The sequence below is a fragment of the Actinomadura sp. NPDC048021 genome, assembly GCF_040653135.1.
GTDB classification, from domain to species: Bacteria; Actinomycetota; Actinomycetes; order Streptosporangiales; family Streptosporangiaceae; genus Spirillospora; species Spirillospora verrucosospora.
The window spans coordinates 1-14,932 of record NZ_JBEZJQ010000017.1 but is presented as its reverse complement, the minus strand read 5'-3'; the positions used below and the strand labels follow the sequence as shown (position 1 = coordinate 14,932).

Annotated in this window: 15 protein-coding genes; 8 read left to right on the top strand and 7 right to left on the bottom strand. The window is 73.4% G+C overall.

The window, feature by feature from the left end:
- The first annotated feature begins 135 nt into the window (after positions 1–135).
- Together AB0C87_RS26345 and AB0C87_RS26340 are read left to right on the top strand one after the other, a co-directional pair.
- A complete protein-coding gene (locus AB0C87_RS26345) occupies positions 136–1,095 on the top strand; it encodes an ATP-binding cassette domain-containing protein (RefSeq protein WP_360580034.1) in 960 nt (319 codons plus the stop codon).
- Entirely contained in the window at positions 1,088–2,374 is a 1,287-nt protein-coding gene (locus tag AB0C87_RS26340; RefSeq protein ID WP_353835405.1) for a hypothetical protein, read from the top strand. Before AB0C87_RS26345 ends, AB0C87_RS26340 begins: the two co-directional genes overlap by 8 nt.
- A 41-nt stretch (positions 2,375–2,415) precedes the next feature.
- Here AB0C87_RS26340 and AB0C87_RS26335 read toward each other — a convergent pair whose 3' ends face one another.
- Positions 2,416–2,724, bottom strand: a complete 309-nt coding sequence (locus tag AB0C87_RS26335) for a DUF3817 domain-containing protein (protein ID WP_345184142.1) — start codon at positions 2,722–2,724, stop codon at positions 2,416–2,418.
- A gap of 134 nt (positions 2,725–2,858) precedes the next feature.
- Here AB0C87_RS26335 and AB0C87_RS26330 point away from each other — a divergent pair, with 134 nt between their 5' ends.
- Positions 2,859–3,656, top strand: a complete 798-nt coding sequence (locus tag AB0C87_RS26330) for a DUF2127 domain-containing protein (RefSeq protein WP_353835406.1) — start codon at positions 2,859–2,861, stop codon at positions 3,654–3,656.
- 34 nt (positions 3,657–3,690) lie between these two features.
- On the top strand, positions 3,691–4,416 hold the full coding sequence (locus AB0C87_RS26325; RefSeq protein WP_345184138.1) for a DUF4230 domain-containing protein: 726 nt from the start codon (positions 3,691–3,693) through the stop codon (positions 4,414–4,416).
- Between the two features lie 24 nt (positions 4,417–4,440).
- Here the strand turns inward: AB0C87_RS26325 and AB0C87_RS26320 are convergent, their stop codons facing one another.
- Positions 4,441–5,631, bottom strand: a complete 1,191-nt coding sequence (locus AB0C87_RS26320; RefSeq protein WP_345184136.1) for an acetyl-CoA C-acetyltransferase — start codon at positions 5,629–5,631, stop codon at positions 4,441–4,443.
- 107 nt (positions 5,632–5,738) lie between these two features.
- Between AB0C87_RS26320 and mce the strand changes: the two genes are divergently transcribed.
- From mce to AB0C87_RS26305, 3 genes are all read left to right on the top strand, one after another.
- The gene (gene mce / locus AB0C87_RS26315; RefSeq protein ID WP_353835408.1) at positions 5,739–6,173 is read left to right on the top strand and encodes a methylmalonyl-CoA epimerase; all 435 of its coding nucleotides are present in this window, start codon (positions 5,739–5,741) and stop codon (positions 6,171–6,173) included.
- A gap of 330 nt (positions 6,174–6,503) precedes the next feature.
- The gene (locus tag AB0C87_RS26310) at positions 6,504–7,826 is read left to right on the top strand and encodes a DivIVA domain-containing protein (protein WP_345184132.1); all 1,323 of its coding nucleotides are present in this window, start codon (positions 6,504–6,506) and stop codon (positions 7,824–7,826) included.
- Between the two features lie 100 nt (positions 7,827–7,926).
- Positions 7,927–9,489 (top strand): AI-2E family transporter, encoded by a 1,563-nt coding sequence (locus AB0C87_RS26305; protein ID WP_360580031.1) that lies wholly within the window; start codon positions 7,927–7,929, stop codon positions 9,487–9,489.
- 30 nt (positions 9,490–9,519) lie between these two features.
- Here AB0C87_RS26305 and AB0C87_RS26300 read toward each other — a convergent pair whose 3' ends face one another.
- From AB0C87_RS26300 to AB0C87_RS26285, 4 genes are all read right to left on the bottom strand, one after another.
- Positions 9,520–10,311 carry an alpha/beta fold hydrolase gene (locus AB0C87_RS26300; protein ID WP_345184129.1) on the bottom strand — a complete coding sequence of 264 codons (792 nt, stop codon included), beginning with the start codon at positions 10,309–10,311 and terminating at the stop codon, positions 9,520–9,522.
- 63 nt (positions 10,312–10,374) lie between these two features.
- A complete protein-coding gene (locus AB0C87_RS26295) occupies positions 10,375–11,097 on the bottom strand; it encodes an alpha/beta hydrolase (RefSeq protein WP_345184127.1) in 723 nt (240 codons plus the stop codon).
- A 55-nt stretch (positions 11,098–11,152) separates the two neighbouring features.
- On the bottom strand, positions 11,153–11,464 hold the full coding sequence (locus AB0C87_RS26290) for an ATP/GTP-binding protein (protein WP_345184125.1): 312 nt from the start codon (positions 11,462–11,464) through the stop codon (positions 11,153–11,155).
- 59 nt (positions 11,465–11,523) lie between these two features.
- A complete protein-coding gene (locus AB0C87_RS26285) occupies positions 11,524–13,095 on the bottom strand; it encodes a 3-hydroxybutyryl-CoA dehydrogenase (RefSeq protein ID WP_360580029.1) in 1,572 nt (523 codons plus the stop codon).
- Between the two features lie 55 nt (positions 13,096–13,150).
- On the opposite strand from AB0C87_RS26285, the gene AB0C87_RS26280 reads away from it, so the two are divergent.
- Complete coding sequence (locus AB0C87_RS26280; RefSeq protein WP_360580027.1) at positions 13,151–14,134, top strand: LLM class flavin-dependent oxidoreductase; 984 nt, start codon at positions 13,151–13,153, stop codon at positions 14,132–14,134.
- Positions 14,135–14,294: 160 nt separating this feature from the next.
- Here AB0C87_RS26280 and AB0C87_RS26275 read toward each other — a convergent pair whose 3' ends face one another.
- Positions 14,295–14,681, bottom strand: coding sequence for an SCO5389 family protein (locus AB0C87_RS26275; protein WP_345184119.1), 387 nt, complete (start codon positions 14,679–14,681; stop codon positions 14,295–14,297).
- Between the last annotated feature and the right edge of the window lie 251 nt (positions 14,682–14,932).

Here is a 14,932-nt window from a genome sequence, read left to right as displayed (position 1 = left end):
TGCATTGCGGCCCGGCAAAAGCGACCGGGCCGGCGCCGCCGGGGGGCGGCCCGGCCTGCGGGCCGCGCCGCGTGGCGGGTTGGGGGACCCGAGGCCACCGGCGCGGCGGGCGCACCGTCCGGCCGCCGCGACAGCATGACGAACAACGGGGGGAAACTTGTGATCGCGGAGCATTCCGTGATCGTGGCCCGAGGAATGGGTGTCCGCCGCGGGGGGCGGTGGCTCCTGCGCCCGGTGACCTTCGGCGTGCCCGAAGGCGTGGTCGGCCTGGCCGGTCCACCGGGTGCCGGTAAATCCACTCTGCTGGCCACGTTCGCGACCTTGCGCAGACCGAACACCGGCGCGCTGCACATTCTCGGACACGACATCACGAACGCCGCCGGGCAGCGGGCCGCCCGGGCCGGAATCGGTTACCTGCCGGCCCGGTTCTCGCGCGCGGAGGGAATGACGGCCGGCGAGTTCGTCGCCTACGCCGCGTACTACAAGCGGACGAGCGCGTCCGCCGCGCAGAGCATGATCCGCCGCTTCGACCTCGCCGAGGCCGCCGGGACCGAGCTGGCGCTGCTGCCGCCTGACGTCCGGCTGCGCGCCGGGCTGGCCGCGGCCTGCGTCCACGAGCCCGGCCTGGTGCTGCTCGACGACCCCTTCGGCGAGCTGTGCGCCGCCGCCGACCCCTGGCCCACCGGCGCCGCCGGCCCCGGACGGCACTCGCTGACCGCGGCCATGGCCGAGCTGATCCCCGTGCTGCGCACGCTGGCGCCCACCGTGGTCGTCACCGCCGACGCCACCGAGACGCTCACCGGCTGGTGCGACCGCCTGTTCACCCTCGCCCGCGGCCGGCTCGCCGAGCAGCCCACGCACTCGGCCGCCGCCCGCCGCGGCCGCTCCCCCGCCGACCGGCGCGGCGCCGCCGCCCCGCGCGGCGCCCTCCATCCGCAGACCGTCGACGCGATGCCCCGGCGCCGCCCGGCCCGGCGCGCGCTGCCGCAGATGTCCCTGCCGTCGCTCGCGCTGCCGCACCTGCCCCTGCCCCTGCCACAGCTCGCGAAGGTGCGGCCGGGGCGGTCGCCCGCCGAGAGCGCCACCGGTGTCTGACCTCGGGCGGGTGCTCCGGCTGGACGCCCGCCGCACGGCGCTGCTCGTCGCCGTGCCGGTCCTCACCGTGCTCGGGACGGCGGCGGCGTGCCTGTCGCTGAGCCCGGCGGTCGCCTACTGGGACAACAGCGTCGTCGCGCTGGTCAACGCCGTCCGCCTCCTGGGCCCGGCCGCCGCGGGCCTGGCCGCGTGGACGGCCGTCCGGGAACGCCCGCTCGACTACCTGCGCGACCTCACCGCCCGCTCCCCCGCGACGGGCGTGCTGTTCGACCTGCTGCTGCTGTCGTCCGCCGCGCTGGTCTCCTACGTCGCGGTCACGGCGGTGGTCGTCGCCGTCACCCTCGTGCACCCCCACGCCGGGCACCCCCACCCGCTCGGCGCGCTCTCGGGCGCCGGCGCGCTCGTCCTGCACGTCGTCGCGGGCTACCTCACGGGACGCGTCGCACCGCACCGCGCCACCGCGGCCCTCGTCCTCGCCGCGACCTCCCTGTGGGCCGCCCTGCGCATCCCCGGGACGTCCTGGTGGAGCCTGCTTCCCCCGGCCGCGTTCTCCCGCGTCCAGCTGTTCACCACCCTGCGTCCCGAGGTGTTCGCCGTGCAGGTCCTCTGGGCCGCGGGGCTGACCACGGCGCTGATCCTCGGCTACGTGATGTGGGCGACGCGGCGCTTCCTGCTCGTCCTGCCCCTGGCGCTCGCGCTCGCCGCGACCGTCTCCGCCACCCTCGCCCTGCACCGCTCCGGCGGGACGGTGGCGCCCGCCCAGGCGGAGCCGGTGTGCCGGACGTGGCCCCTCACCGTCTGCGTGCACCCCGCCCTGCGGGAGGCGCTGCCCCAGCTGATGGCGGCGGCGACCCCGCTCGCCGCGCGGCTGAACGGCACGCCGGGAGCCTTCACGATGGTCGAGCAGCGTCCCGCCTGGATGCCCGTCGCGGTGGCGAACGGCGTCGCCGCCGTCCACCTCGACGAGGACCTCGCCCCCGGATACGCGTCCCGGGCCGTCCGGCAGATCAGCGAGGCGCTCAAGGACGAAGGGGCCTGCGCCTCCGGCGACGGCTACCGCGCGCTGGTCGACGCGTGGCTTCTCGGCGACGAGCCCCCGGCCGCGGCCGGCACGCGCGCGGGCCACCGGTTCGCGTCCTGGACCGAGCAGCGGCGGCGCGACTGGCTACGGCTCCACTTCGCCGAGTACCGCGCCTGCGCGCTGGGCCCGCGGGACTTCCACGCCCCCCGCACGACGGAGAGCCGCCTCCACGACGTCCTGGACACCCGGCCCGCGTGACCGCGGCAGGACCCCCCGGCCCACCGCGGTCACGCAGGAGGTCAGGCGCCCCGCCCGGCCGGTGCCGGCTCGGCGGCGGGCCGCGTCCAGTGGCGCTCCACGAAGAACGGCGCGACGGGCAGGACCGCGGCGCCGAGCGCGAGCACCGTGCGCTTGAGGTCCCAGCCGAGCTGCTCGCGGACGAGGAAGACCAGGCCGACGTAGGCCATGAACAGGACGCCGTGCACCGGCCCCATCACCTGCACGCCGACCGGCGCGTCCGCCCCGTACTTCAGCGGCATCGCGACCAGCAGCAGGAGGAGGAACGAGAACGCCTCGGCGACGGAGACGAACCGGAAAGCACGAATCATGTCCACGCCCCGCTCAACGGCACGGCGTCGGCCCGCGGTTTCCGCGCCGGATATGGCGTTGCTCACACGGCGCTCGCACGACCGTGCGCAAACCGTGACGTATGCGGACCCCGGATGGCCTCTAGGGTGTCCGCGTGGACTGGAGCCTGCTGACCTGCGCGCGCAAGGGACACATCACCTACGCGCCGGACGAGGAGAGGCTGCGCGAGCGGCTCGTCGTCTCGTCCCCCATCGGCGCCGCGTGGCGATGCCTGCGCTGCGGGACCTACGTGCACGGCGAGCCGCACGGGACCGGCCCGGCCGACCGCGCGCCGCTGGTCAGGCGCGGCCGGGAGCTGCGCGACGCCTTCGTCATGCGGTTCTTCGCGGTGGAGCGCGGCATCCGCGGCCTGATCGTGCTGGTCGCCGCGTACGGGGTGTGGCGCTTCGCCGGCAGCCGCGGATCGATCGAGCGGATCTTCGAGAAGGAGATCCCGCTGCTGCGCCCCATCGCCGAGCAGGTCGGCTGGGACCTCGACCACTCCAAGGTCGTCACGTCCGTCCGGCACGTGTTCGACCTGGACGCGCGGACGCTGCGCTGGCTGGCCGTCGGCCTCATCGTCTACGGCGCGATCGAGCTGATCGAGGCGGTCGGGCTGTGGCTGCTGAAGCGCTGGGGCGAGTACTTCGCGGTCGTCGCGACGTGCTTCGGGCTGCCGATCGAGATCTACGAGCTGGTGGAGAAGGTCACCGTGCTGCGCGCCGGCGCGCTGGTGCTCAACATCGGTCTCATCGTCTACATCGTCGTCACCAAACGGCTGTTCGGCGTGCGGGGCGGCCGGGCCGCCCACGAGGCGCATCTCCGCAGCGAGTCGCTGATCGAGGTGGAGCAGGCGACCCACGAGTCGGACCTGCGGCACCCGTCCCCGCACGAGCCCGAACCCGCCGGATGAGGTAGCGGACGCCGCTGCCGGGAATGTCGAATACATGGCTCGCTCGGAAACGAAGAACGACGCGAAGAACGGCGGGAAGCACGACGCGCCCGCCAAGTCGTCCCCCGATCGGTCCCGCCCCCCGCGGCGCGGCCTGCTCACCCCCCTCGCGATCATCGTCGCCACCGTCGCGCTCGTCCTGGTCGCCCAGCAGGCGCTGCACGGCCTCCCCCACTGGCTCAACCCGTTCAAGGAGGAGACGAAGGACCGCAGCGGTCCCGTCCTGCTGAAGTCGATCCGCGACCTGCACCGCTACGAGGCGGCGAGCGGCAACTTCCAGGTCGTCGTGGACCTGGAGAAGGACGCCAAGTTCCTGCCGTCCTCGCTGCGCGGCAAGCGGACCCTGTTCGTCGGCAACGGCTCGGTCGACGCCTACGTGGACTTCTCCCGGCTCGGCTCGGGCGCCCTGAAGGTCAACGCGGACCGCACGGTGGCGACGGTCACCCTCCCGCCCGCCCAGCTGGAGAAGACGAACCTCGACACGAAGAACAGCTACGTCTACGCGACGCAGCGCGGCGTCTTCGACCGCTTCGGCGACTTCTTCAGCAGCAACCCGAACAACCAGCAGCAGCTCTACGTCCTGGCGTCCCAGAAGATCCAGACGGCCGCGGCCCAGAGCGGTCTGAAGGAACGCGCCGACGCCAACACCAAGTCGATGCTGGAGAACATGCTCAAGGCGCTCGGCTTCACGACGGTGACCATCACCCCCGCCTCCCAGTGAGGCGGGGGTCCTCCCCGGCCCTCGCTACCGGGCCGGGACGTGAATGATCAATCCGTCGCCCTGGCCGCCGCCGCCGCAGAGGGCGGCGGCGCCGGTGCCGCCGCCGCGGCGCTTCAGCTCGTAGGCCAGGTGCAGGAGGATGCGGGCGCCGGACATGCCGACCGGGTGGCCGACCGCGATGGCGCCGCCGTTGACGTTGACCTTCTCGGGGCCGACGCCGAGGTCGCGCATCGACTGGATGCCGACGGAGGCGAACGCCTCGTTGATCTCGATGAGGTCGAGGTCGTCGACGGTGAGGCCCGCCTTGCCGAGGGCGTGCTTGATCGCGTTGGACGGCTGGGACTGCAGCGCGTTGTCCGGGCCCGCGACGTTGCCGTGGGCGCCGATCTCGGCGAGCCAGGTCAGGCCGAGCTCCTCGGCCTTGGCCTTGGACATCACCACGACCGCCGCGGCGCCGTCGGAGATCTGCGAGGACGAGCCGGCGGTGATCGTCCCCTCCTTGCTGAACGCCGGGCGCAGCCGGGCCAGGCCCTCGGCCGTGGTGTCGCCGCGCACGCCCTCGTCGGCGGAGAACACCACGGGCTCGCCGCGCCGCTGCGGGATCTCGACCGGGGCGATCTCCTCGTCGAACACGCCGTTCTTGATCGCCTCGGCGGCGCGCTGGTGGGAGCGGGCGGAGAACTCGTCCTGCTCCTCCCGGGAGATGCCGAGCCTCGCGTTGTGCCGCTCGGTGGACTCGCCCATGGAGACGCCGTCGAAGGCGTCGGTGAGGGCGTCGTAGGCCATGTGGTCGAGGACCTCGACGGAGCCGTACTTGTAACCGCCGCGCGACTTCGGCAGCAGGTGCGGGGCCTGGGTCATCGACTCCATGCCGCCCGCCACCACGATCTCGAACTCGCCCGCCCGGATGAGCTGGTCGGCCAGCGCGATCGCGTCCAGCCCGGAGAGGCAGACCTTGTTGATCGTGATGGAGGGGACGCTCATCGGGATGCCGGCCTTGACCGCCGCCTGCCGGGACGGGATCTGGCCCGCGCCCGCCTGCAGCACCTGGCCGAGGATCACGTACTGCACCTGGTCGCCGGACACCCCGGCCCGCTCCAGCGCCGCCTTGATCGCGTGCGCCCCGAGGTCGGCCGCGGAGAAGTCCTTCAGCGAGCCCATCAGGCGCCCGATGGGGGTGCGCGCTCCGGCGACGATCACGGACGAGGTGGTCATGTGGGGGCCTCCAGGAAGGTGCTGCGGCGACGTTTGCCACGATACCCACGGGAGCGCCGTTCGGTTCCGTTCGCCCCCGCCTGGCCGTCCGAGGAGGGACAAAGCCCATGCTGACCCGTATCGACCACATCGGCATCGCCTGCCGCGATCTGGACGCGACCGTCGAGTTCTACAAGGCGACCTACGGCTTCACCGACGCGCACTTCGAGGTGAACGAGGAGCAGGGCGTGCGGGAGTGCATGCTCAAGATCAACGACACGGGGGACGGCGCGGCGAGCTACCTGCAGCTCATCGAGCCGATCCGGGAGGACTCGGCCGTCGCCAAGTGGATGGAAAAGAACGGCGAGGGCGTCCACCACATCGCGTTCGGGACGGACGGGACGGTCGCCGACGAGGCCGCCGGGATCGCGGGCAGGGGCGTGCGCGTCCTGTACGACGCGCCGCGCCACGGATCGATGGGTTCCTTGATCAACTTTTTGCACCCCAAGGACTGCCACGGGGTCCTGACGGAACTGGTGCAGAAGCGCCCGAGCGCCGAATGATCTTGTAACGCGGGCCCCGGCGGGGGTGCGCCAGGATCGTGACGTGTTCGATATCACGGTGACGCAGCACGCGGCCTGGACCGCCGCTCTGTGACCGTTCGGACACATCTGGTGTATTTGCACCCCCAACACCTGGGCTGCTGCGGGCCGGTCGCATGCCCGAACAAAAAGGACATTCCACGCAGCGCGTCAAGATGAGCCCCCAACACGGCAGTGTCCGGAGTACGCTTCATTCGCCGGAAGAGGTCTGGGGCAAGTGCGTCCGTCATGCCAGGCGATCAACCGGTCCCCGGAACCACCCGTAGCCCCGTCACATCAGGATTGAGCCACATGCAGTCCGACATCGACGCCCAGCTCAGCAACTTCTTTGAAGACACGCCCCCGCGCGAGTTCGACGTGGTGCTTCGCGGCTACGACCGGCACCAGGTCGACGAGCACATCAAGCAGCTCGACAACGAGGTGCGGCAGACCCGCGAGCAGACCCAGGCCCTGCAGCGCGAGCTGTCGGACGCCCACCGGCAGCTGCAGGAGCAGGAACGTCCGACCTACTCCGGCCTCGGCGCCCGCATCGAGCAGCTGCTGCGGCTCGCCGAGGAGCAGGCGACCGAGCTGGTCCAGGCGGCCCGCTCGGAGGCGAACGAGATCAAGGCCGCGGCCAAGGTCGACGCCGCCGAGCAGCGCGCCACCGCCGAGAACGACGCCTCCGAGCTGCGCGCCAACGCCCAGCGCGAGGGCGACGACATGCGGCAGGCCGCCGAGCGCGAGGCCGAGGAGGTGCGCACCTCCGCCCGCCGCGAGGCCGACGAGCTGACCTCCACCACCGAGCGCGAGGTCGCCAAGCTGCGGGCCACCGCCGATCACGAGGTCGCCGAGAAGCGCGCCGCCGCCGAGCGTGAGATCGCCAAGCTCCGCACCACCACCGAGCGCGAGGTGGCGCAGCTGCGCGCGTCCACCAAGCGGGAGCGCGACGAGATCCTCACCACGGCCAAGCGGCAGGCCGACGAGATGCGGGCCCAGGCCCAGCGCATCCTGGAGGAGAGCGAGGCCCAGCGCGCCCAGGCCGAGGCCGAGTTCGAGATCCAGCTCGCCGCCCGCCGCGAGGAGGCCGACCGGCAGGACGCCGAGCGCCACTCCGCCGCCCAGGCCGCGACGCAGAAGCTCGTCGCCGAGGCCGAGCAGCGCGCCGCGTCCGCCGAGCAGCGCGCCGCGAAGGCGACGCAGCAGGCCGAGCAGACCCGGCGCGAGGCCGACTCGCACGCCAAGCAGCTGATGGCGAACGCGCGCAAGAACTCCGACAACGTAATCGCCGAGGCCAAGTCGCAGGCCGAGCAGCTGCTCGCCGAGACCAAGTCCGAGGCCGACCGCGTCCGGACGGCGGCGCAGCGCCAGGTCGACGAGCTCACCCGCCAGCGCGACAGCATCACCAGCCACCTCAACCAGCTGCGTCAGCTCATCGGCGGCGTCGCGCCGACGATGAGCCCCGAGCCCGAGCTGGCCGCGCCTCCGGAGAAGCCCGCCATCCCGGCGGCCGAGCCGAAGCCGGCCCCGGCGCAGCAGGCCCCCAAGCAGCAGCCCGCCGCCAAGGCCGCGCCCGCCAAGCCGGCCCAGGCCAAGAAGTCCGACGAGGACGACGAGGACTGGTGGCAGGAGTGACCCCTTAACGGTCGGGCATGACGGAAAGCCTGGAGGCGGTGAAACGCCTCCGGGCTTTCCGTCGTCTCAACCCCGTAGACGCACGACAGAGGAGAGCGGCGTGCCCGACGAGACCCCCCAGCACGACGGCCGCGAGCCCGCCCCCGGCGAGGGACGGTCCGCCACCGGCCGCCGGGTCCCCGCTCCGGCTCCCCCCGCCGACGACACCGACGAGGCGGACCGCGACACCGACACCGGCCCCACCAAGACCGACTCCACCGACACCGACTCCAGCGAGAACGGCTCCGGCGGCACCGGCTCAAGCGCGACCGGCTCTGCCGAGACCGGCTCCGGCACGACCGGCTCCGCTGAGACCGGCTCCGGCGAAGGCGGCTCCGGTACGAGCGGGCCGGGCGGGAGCGGTGACGACGACGGTGTCGCGCCGAGTGGGGCGTTGAGGCCCGAGGAGATCGAGCAGCCCGTGGGAGAACGCGATCCGGCGACCGGCGCTCCGGTCACCCTCCCGGCGGCGCGGTCGGGCGCCGAACCCGTGGCGCCCGAGCCCGGCGCGCCCGACCCGGCGCACGACGTCGAGCAGCGCAAGCGCGAGGCCGGCGTCGACCACCTGTTCCCGTTCGGCAAGCCCGGGCAGCCGCTCGGCCGCGCGCACCCGTTCGTGTTCGGGTTCACGGCGGCGCTCGGCGTCATCACCGCCTGGATGCTGGTGAAGGCCGCGACGAACGCCAAGTCGGTGCTCGTCATGATCGTGGTCGCGATGTTCCTCGCGGTCGGCCTCAACCCGGCGGTGGAGCGGCTGCGCAGGTTCGGCCTGCCCCGCGGCGCCGCGGTCGCGACGGTGTTCCTGATCGTGATCCTGTTCTTCGCAGGGTTCGTCGCCTCCCTCGTCCAGCCGGTGTCCGAGCAGGTCACCGAGCTGCGCCACAACATCCCCGAGTACGTCCAGCAGCTCCAGAACAACAAGACGCTGGCCGACTGGGACAAGCGCTACGGCCTGCTGGAACGCGCCGAGAAGACGGTGAACGGCGACGGCTTCCAGAAGGGCCTCACCGACACCGCCACCGGCATCGGCAAGGTCGCGATCAACGGCATCTTCCAGACGATCACGATCCTGATCCTGACGCTGTACTTCCTCAGCTCGCTGCCGCAGATCAAGACGTTCTTCTACCAGCTGGCCCCGCGCACCCGGCGGGCCCGGGTCGCCCTGCTCGGCGACGAGATCCTCGACCGGATCGGCGGCTACGTCGCCGGCCAGTTCACGATCGCGCTCATCGCGGGCGTGTGCTCGTACATCTTCCTGTCGATCCTCGGGGTGAAGTACGCGCTCGCGCTCGCGCTGATCGTCGCGGTGACCGACCTCGTCCCGCTGATCGGCGCCACGATCGGCGCGGTGATCGTCTCCCTGGTGGCGTTCCTGACCGGGACCACGACCGACCTCATCGTGTGCGCGATCTTCTATGTCGTCTACCAGCAGGTGGAGAACTACCTCGTCTATCCGCGGGTGATGAAGCGGACCGTGGACGTCCAGCCGGCGGTGACGATCGTGGCGGCGCTGGTCGGCGCGGCGCTGCTCGGCGTGGTCGGCGCGCTGCTGGCGATCCCCACGGCGGCCGCGATCTCGCTGCTGATCCGCGAGGTCGTCATGCCGCGCCAGGAGACGCTGTAGGCCGCCGGCCCCGGCGCGCCCGCGCCGGGGTCAGCGGGACGTCCGGGCGAGGGCGGCGGCGAACTCCGCCACCGCCTGGTTGAACAGCTCGGGCTGCTCCACCGCGCACAGGTGCCCGGCGCGCGGGATGACGAGCGTCTCGGCGTTCGGCATCGCCTCGGCCATGGCGCGGGCCTCGTCCTCGGTGGCCAGCGCGTCCTCGTCCCCGATCATGACGAGCGCGGGGGCGCGGAGGCCGCGGAGCGTCTCGGTGGAGTCCGCGCGTCCCGCCATGGCGCGCTGCGCCCACGCGGCGGCGAGCGGCGGCGCCGCCTGGACGAGGCCGCGGACCCGCCCGTAGATCAGCGCCCGCTGCCGGTAGGTGGTGGGGCCGACGAGGCCGGGCAGCACCTCGTCCACGAGGACGCGGGTGCTGCGCTCGGCTTCGAGGGCGCCGGCCTGCCGCAGCCGGTTCTCCCGGACGGGGGCGGTGTCGGCGGTGGCGCGGGTGGCGGCCAGCACGAGGCCGAGGACGAGGTCGGGGTGCCGCCGGCACAGCGCCATCGCCACGTACCCGCCCATGGACAGCCCGCCGACGACGGCCCGCCGGACCCCGAGCGAGCGGCACGCGCGGGCGACGTCGTCGGCCATCGTGTCGACGGACGGCTCGTCGTCGCCCAGCCGGGAGCCGCCGAAACCGCGCAGGTCCGGGGTGATGACCCGGAACCGGCCCGCGAGGCCCTCGCGCTGGGCGAGCCACATCGCCGACGACAGCGGGAAGGCGTGCAGCAGCACGAGCGGTGTGCCGGTCCCGACGTCCCTTGCGTACAGCTGCACCGTCATTGGGCAATGGTCGCCCGCCGGCGCGGCCGGTGGGACGGAGTGGCCGCGATCGGCCGCCCGTGTTTATCTGTCCGTTTCATCCCATTCAGTGGGGAGCGGGTATGCGGCCGGCGCGACCCGCTTGACGATCTCGTTCAGCACGATCCGGACGTAGGGTTCGCCCACCCAGAGGTGCTTGGCGTTGTCCACCGCGACCACCTCGGCCTGCGGGACGCGCTTGAACCGCTCCCGCGCCTCCGCCGGGCGCAGGTAGTCGTCGAACTCCGGCACCAGCGCCACGAGGGGCCGCCCGTCGGCGCCCCACGCGTCGAGGTCGGCGTCGCCGGCCCTCTTCAGCGGAGGCGACAGCAGGATCGCGCCCTCGACCAGCGGGTCCCGTCCCCATCTGAGCGCCAGTTCGGTGCCGAACGACCAGCCGAGCAGCCACGGCCGCGGCAGGTCGTGGTACTCGGTGTACTCCAGCGCCGCCGCCACGTCGAACCGCTCGGTCTCGCCGTCGCCGAACTCGCCCTGGCTCGTGCCGCGCGCCGACGTCGTCCCCCGCGTGTTGAACCGCAGGACGGCGAGGTCGGCGAGCGCGGGCAGCCGGAAGGACGCCTTGCGCAGGACGTGGCTGTCCATCATGCCCTCGGCCGTGGGCAGCGGATGCAGGCAGACCAGCGTCGCGACCGGCGGCCGCTCCGGCGGCAGCGCCAGCTCCCCGACCAGCTCAAGGCCGTCGGACGTGTGCAGCGTGATCTCCTCGCGCCGGGCCGGCAGCACCGAGGCCGCCCTGATCTCCGCCATCGATCCCTCTTCTCTCACTCGGCCGGGCGGCGTCCGCGGCTCGGGACGCCGGTCGTCAGTACCGCGGGGCGTTGCGCGACCGCAGCACGCGCGGCGACCGGCGGTTCCGGGCCTGCCAGCAGGGCCGGTGCCAGTGCCGCCGGTCGTCCCCGCCGTCACCCGCCCGCCACGCGACGACATGGCCGACGCCCGGCGGGATCTCCTGGTCGCAGCCCGGGCAGCGGTACGGCTTGGCCGCCCCGGCCCCGGAGACCGACCGGACGATCCACTCGCCGTCCGGGCCCTCCTCGGTCTCCTGAGCCCATGACGTGCCTCCGCCCCGGGCGGAACGTCCGGATGCGGCACGGCGGTTCTTGCGGGGGCTCATGCCCTAAAGCATATGAACCCGGCCAGCCCGGCGGGCCGCCCGCGCGGGGACGGGAGGGCCTAGCGCAGGGGCTTCCCGGCCGTCGCGTGCTCCACCAGTAGGGGGGCCGGGGCCAGGGCCGGGTCGCGGGTCTCGGCGTGCAGGGCGCGCAGGACGGTGACGGCGCGGCCGGGGCCGATGCGGTCGAGGTCGGCGATGGGGCCGGTCGGGTAGCCGCAGCCCAGCGTCATCGCGGCGTCGATGGAGTCGGCGTCGGCGTATCCGGCGCCGAGCATGGCGGCGGCGTCGTTCAGGTAGGGCAGGCGCAGGGCGTCCACGATGAACCCGGCGCGGTCGCGGCAGCGCACGACGGTGAGGCCGAGACGCGCGAGGAGGCCGGCGGCGCGGTCGGCGACGTCCGGTGCGGTCGCGACCGTGGCGGACATCTCCGCCAGGGCGCCGGCCGGGTCGGGGAGGTGCAGGCCGACGACGTCGGCGGGGCGTCCGGTGGCCATGGCCTGCCGGATCGCGGAGCCGTCCACCGAGGTGACGGCGATGACCGTTCCGGGCTTGGCGGCCTGGACGGCGGCGGACAGCAGCGCCCGCGCGGCCTCGGGGTCCTCCGCGGCCTCGACGATCAGGTCGCAGCCCGCGAGGTCGGCGGCGGAGTCGCCGACCCGTGCGCCCGCCCGGGCGCACAGCGCGGCGACCGCGTCCGCGAGCGGCCCGACGCCGACGACGCCCACGGTCGGCGCCGCCGCGGCGGACGTCTCCTCCTCGGCTTGGCCTGACTTGTCGTAGGAGTAGAAGCCGCGGCCGGTCTTGCGGCCGAGCAGCCCGGCGGTGACGAGCTCGCGGAGCAGCGGCGAGGCGGCGTGGCGGCGGTCGCGGGACTCGGCGTAGATCGCGTCCAGCACCTCGAGGCAGGTGTCGAGGCCGATCAGGTCCATCAGGGTGAACGGGCCCATCGGCAGCCCGGCGCCCGCCTTCATCGCGGCGTCGATGTCGTCGCGGGTCGCGTGCCCGGTCTCCAGCATGGTCGCGGCCTGGTTCAGGTAGCCGAACAGGAGGCGGTTGGCGACGAACCCGGCCCGGTCCCCGACCGTCACCGGCGTCTTGCCGAGGCCCTCGACCAGCCCGGCGACCCGGGCGACGGCCTCCGGCTCGGTGAGGACGGTCCCGATGACCTCGACGAGCTTCATGACCGGCGCCGGGTTGAAGAAGTGCACCCCGACGATCTTGGTGGGCCGGCCGGTGGTGACCGCGATGTCGGTGACCGACAGGGAGGAGGTGTTGGTGGCGAGGACGGCGTCGTCCCGGCACACGCGGTCGAGCTCGGCGAACACCGTGCGCTTCAGGTCGAGCCGCTCGGGGACGGCCTCGATGACGAGGTCGCAGTCGCCGAGGTCGGCGAAGTCGGTCGACAGCGCGATGCGGCCGAGGATCTCGCGCTGCGCGTCCTCGCTGAGCCTGCCCCGCTTGACGGCCCGTCCGGTCGAGGACTCCAGGTTGCCGCGCCCGCGCTCCAGCGCCTCCCGGTTCACCTCGATGCCGACGACCGCGAGGCCGCCCCGCGCCAGCACCTCGGCGATGCCCGCGCCCATCGTGCCCAGTCCGACGACCCCGACCCTGCTGAACGAACCACCAGTCATGGACCGCAGTCTTGCAGAGCGGTCGCCCGTCCCCCATGGCGGGTACGACGGGGACGTGCGCCTCGGAATCTTCCTCCTCGCCGCCCGTTTCCCCGGCCAGGACGACGCCGCAGCCCTGTCCCGCACCGTCGAGGCCGCCCTCGCGGCCGAGCGCGCCGGGTTCGACGACGTGTGGCTCGCCGAGCACCACTTCATGTCGTACGGGGTGGTGCCGTCCGCGACCGTGCTGGCCGGACATCTGCTGGCCGCCACCACGCGGGTCGGCGTCGGGACGGCGGTGAGCGTGCTGTCCACCCAGCATCCGGTGGCGCTGGCCGAGCAGTCCGCGATGCTGGCGCTGCTGTCCGGCGGCCGCTTCCGGCTGGGGGTCGGGCGCGGCGGACCGTGGCGCGACCTGGAGGTGTTCGGCACGGGCCTCCCCCGCTACGAGCACGGCTTCGCCGAATCCCTCGACCTCCTCCTGGCGTGGCTGCGTTCCGACCGTCTCGGCTGGTCGGGCGAGCACTTCGCCTTCCGCGAGGTGCCGGTCGTCCCGCGGGCGCCGGTCCCGCCGCCGGTGACGGTCGCCTGCACGTCCCCCGCGACCGAGGCGCTCGCGGCGGAACGCGGCCTGCCGATGCTGCTCGGCATGCATGTCGGCCCGGACGAGAAGGCCGCCGCGATCGCCCGGCACGGCGACCCGTCCCTGCCGCACGTCTCCACCCATGTGGCCCAGGTCGCCGACTCGCGGGAGCAGGCGGTCGCCGCCCTCATGGACGGGATGCCGCGCTGGCTCGGCCCCGGCCTGGAGGGGTACGTCGCCGTGGACGACCGCACGCGCCCGTCCCGCGACCCCGTCGCCTACACGCGCCTGATGTGCGACCTCCACCCGATCGGCTCACCGGACGACTGCGCCGAGTCCCTCCTGGCCACGGTCGAGCGAACCGGCATAAGGCACCTGGTCCTCCTGGTGGAAGCCGCCGGCTCCCGCGCCGCCACCCTGGAGAACATCGCCCGCCTGGGCCGAGAAGTCCTTCCCAAAGTCCGCGCCGCCACCTGACCGCGCACCCCACCAGCAGGCCGCGCGGATCGGCGGGACGTGACGGTCGGCCATCGCTGCCAGTCATGCACTCGGGCGCCCAGACAGCCGCCGGGGGCCGCTGCCCACATCGCGATACGGCGCGCCGACCGGAGTCGGCGCGCCGCACGGGGGGAGCGGGTCAGCAGTCGCGGAGTTCGGGGGACTGGTTGAGGATCTGTTCGCGGGCCGTGACGAACGTCCGGTAGGCGGAGGAGTCCTGGGTGGGGAAGACCGCGACGCGGTGGCAGTTCTGGAACGCGAGTCTCACCCCGAAGTAACGCTCCAGCGCGCTTCGCATGGCGTCGCTGGCGAGGACGCGGAGGAGCTGGCCGCGCGCCGTCTCGTCCGGCGGCGGGGTGAGGTTGTCGGCGAAGTCTCCGCCGTCCACCTGGAGCCGGGCCACGAGGCCGCTGATCATGTCCCAGGCGTAGGGGAGGGAGGTCCTGATGCACTCGACGAAGTCCGCGTCGCCGACCTCGCCCTTCTGCGCCGTCTCCAGCAGTTCCGGGGTCACGTCGAGAGACATGGGGGTCCTTTCGCAGACGGAGGATGAACACCCACCCGCAGACGGTAATCACGGACCCGGGAGAATTCCAGGCTTGACAAAGGTTTTCATTCCGCTATGACGGCGGCCCCGGCCGACCGGCCGGGGCCGCGGTCACCGCGCGGGCGCGGCGCCGTGCTGGCGCCGCCGCCCCGCGGCCGGGGGCCCTGCCCAACCCGCCGCCCCCGCCGCCCCCAAAACGCCGGGCCCGCGGCCCCAAAACCCCAAACGCA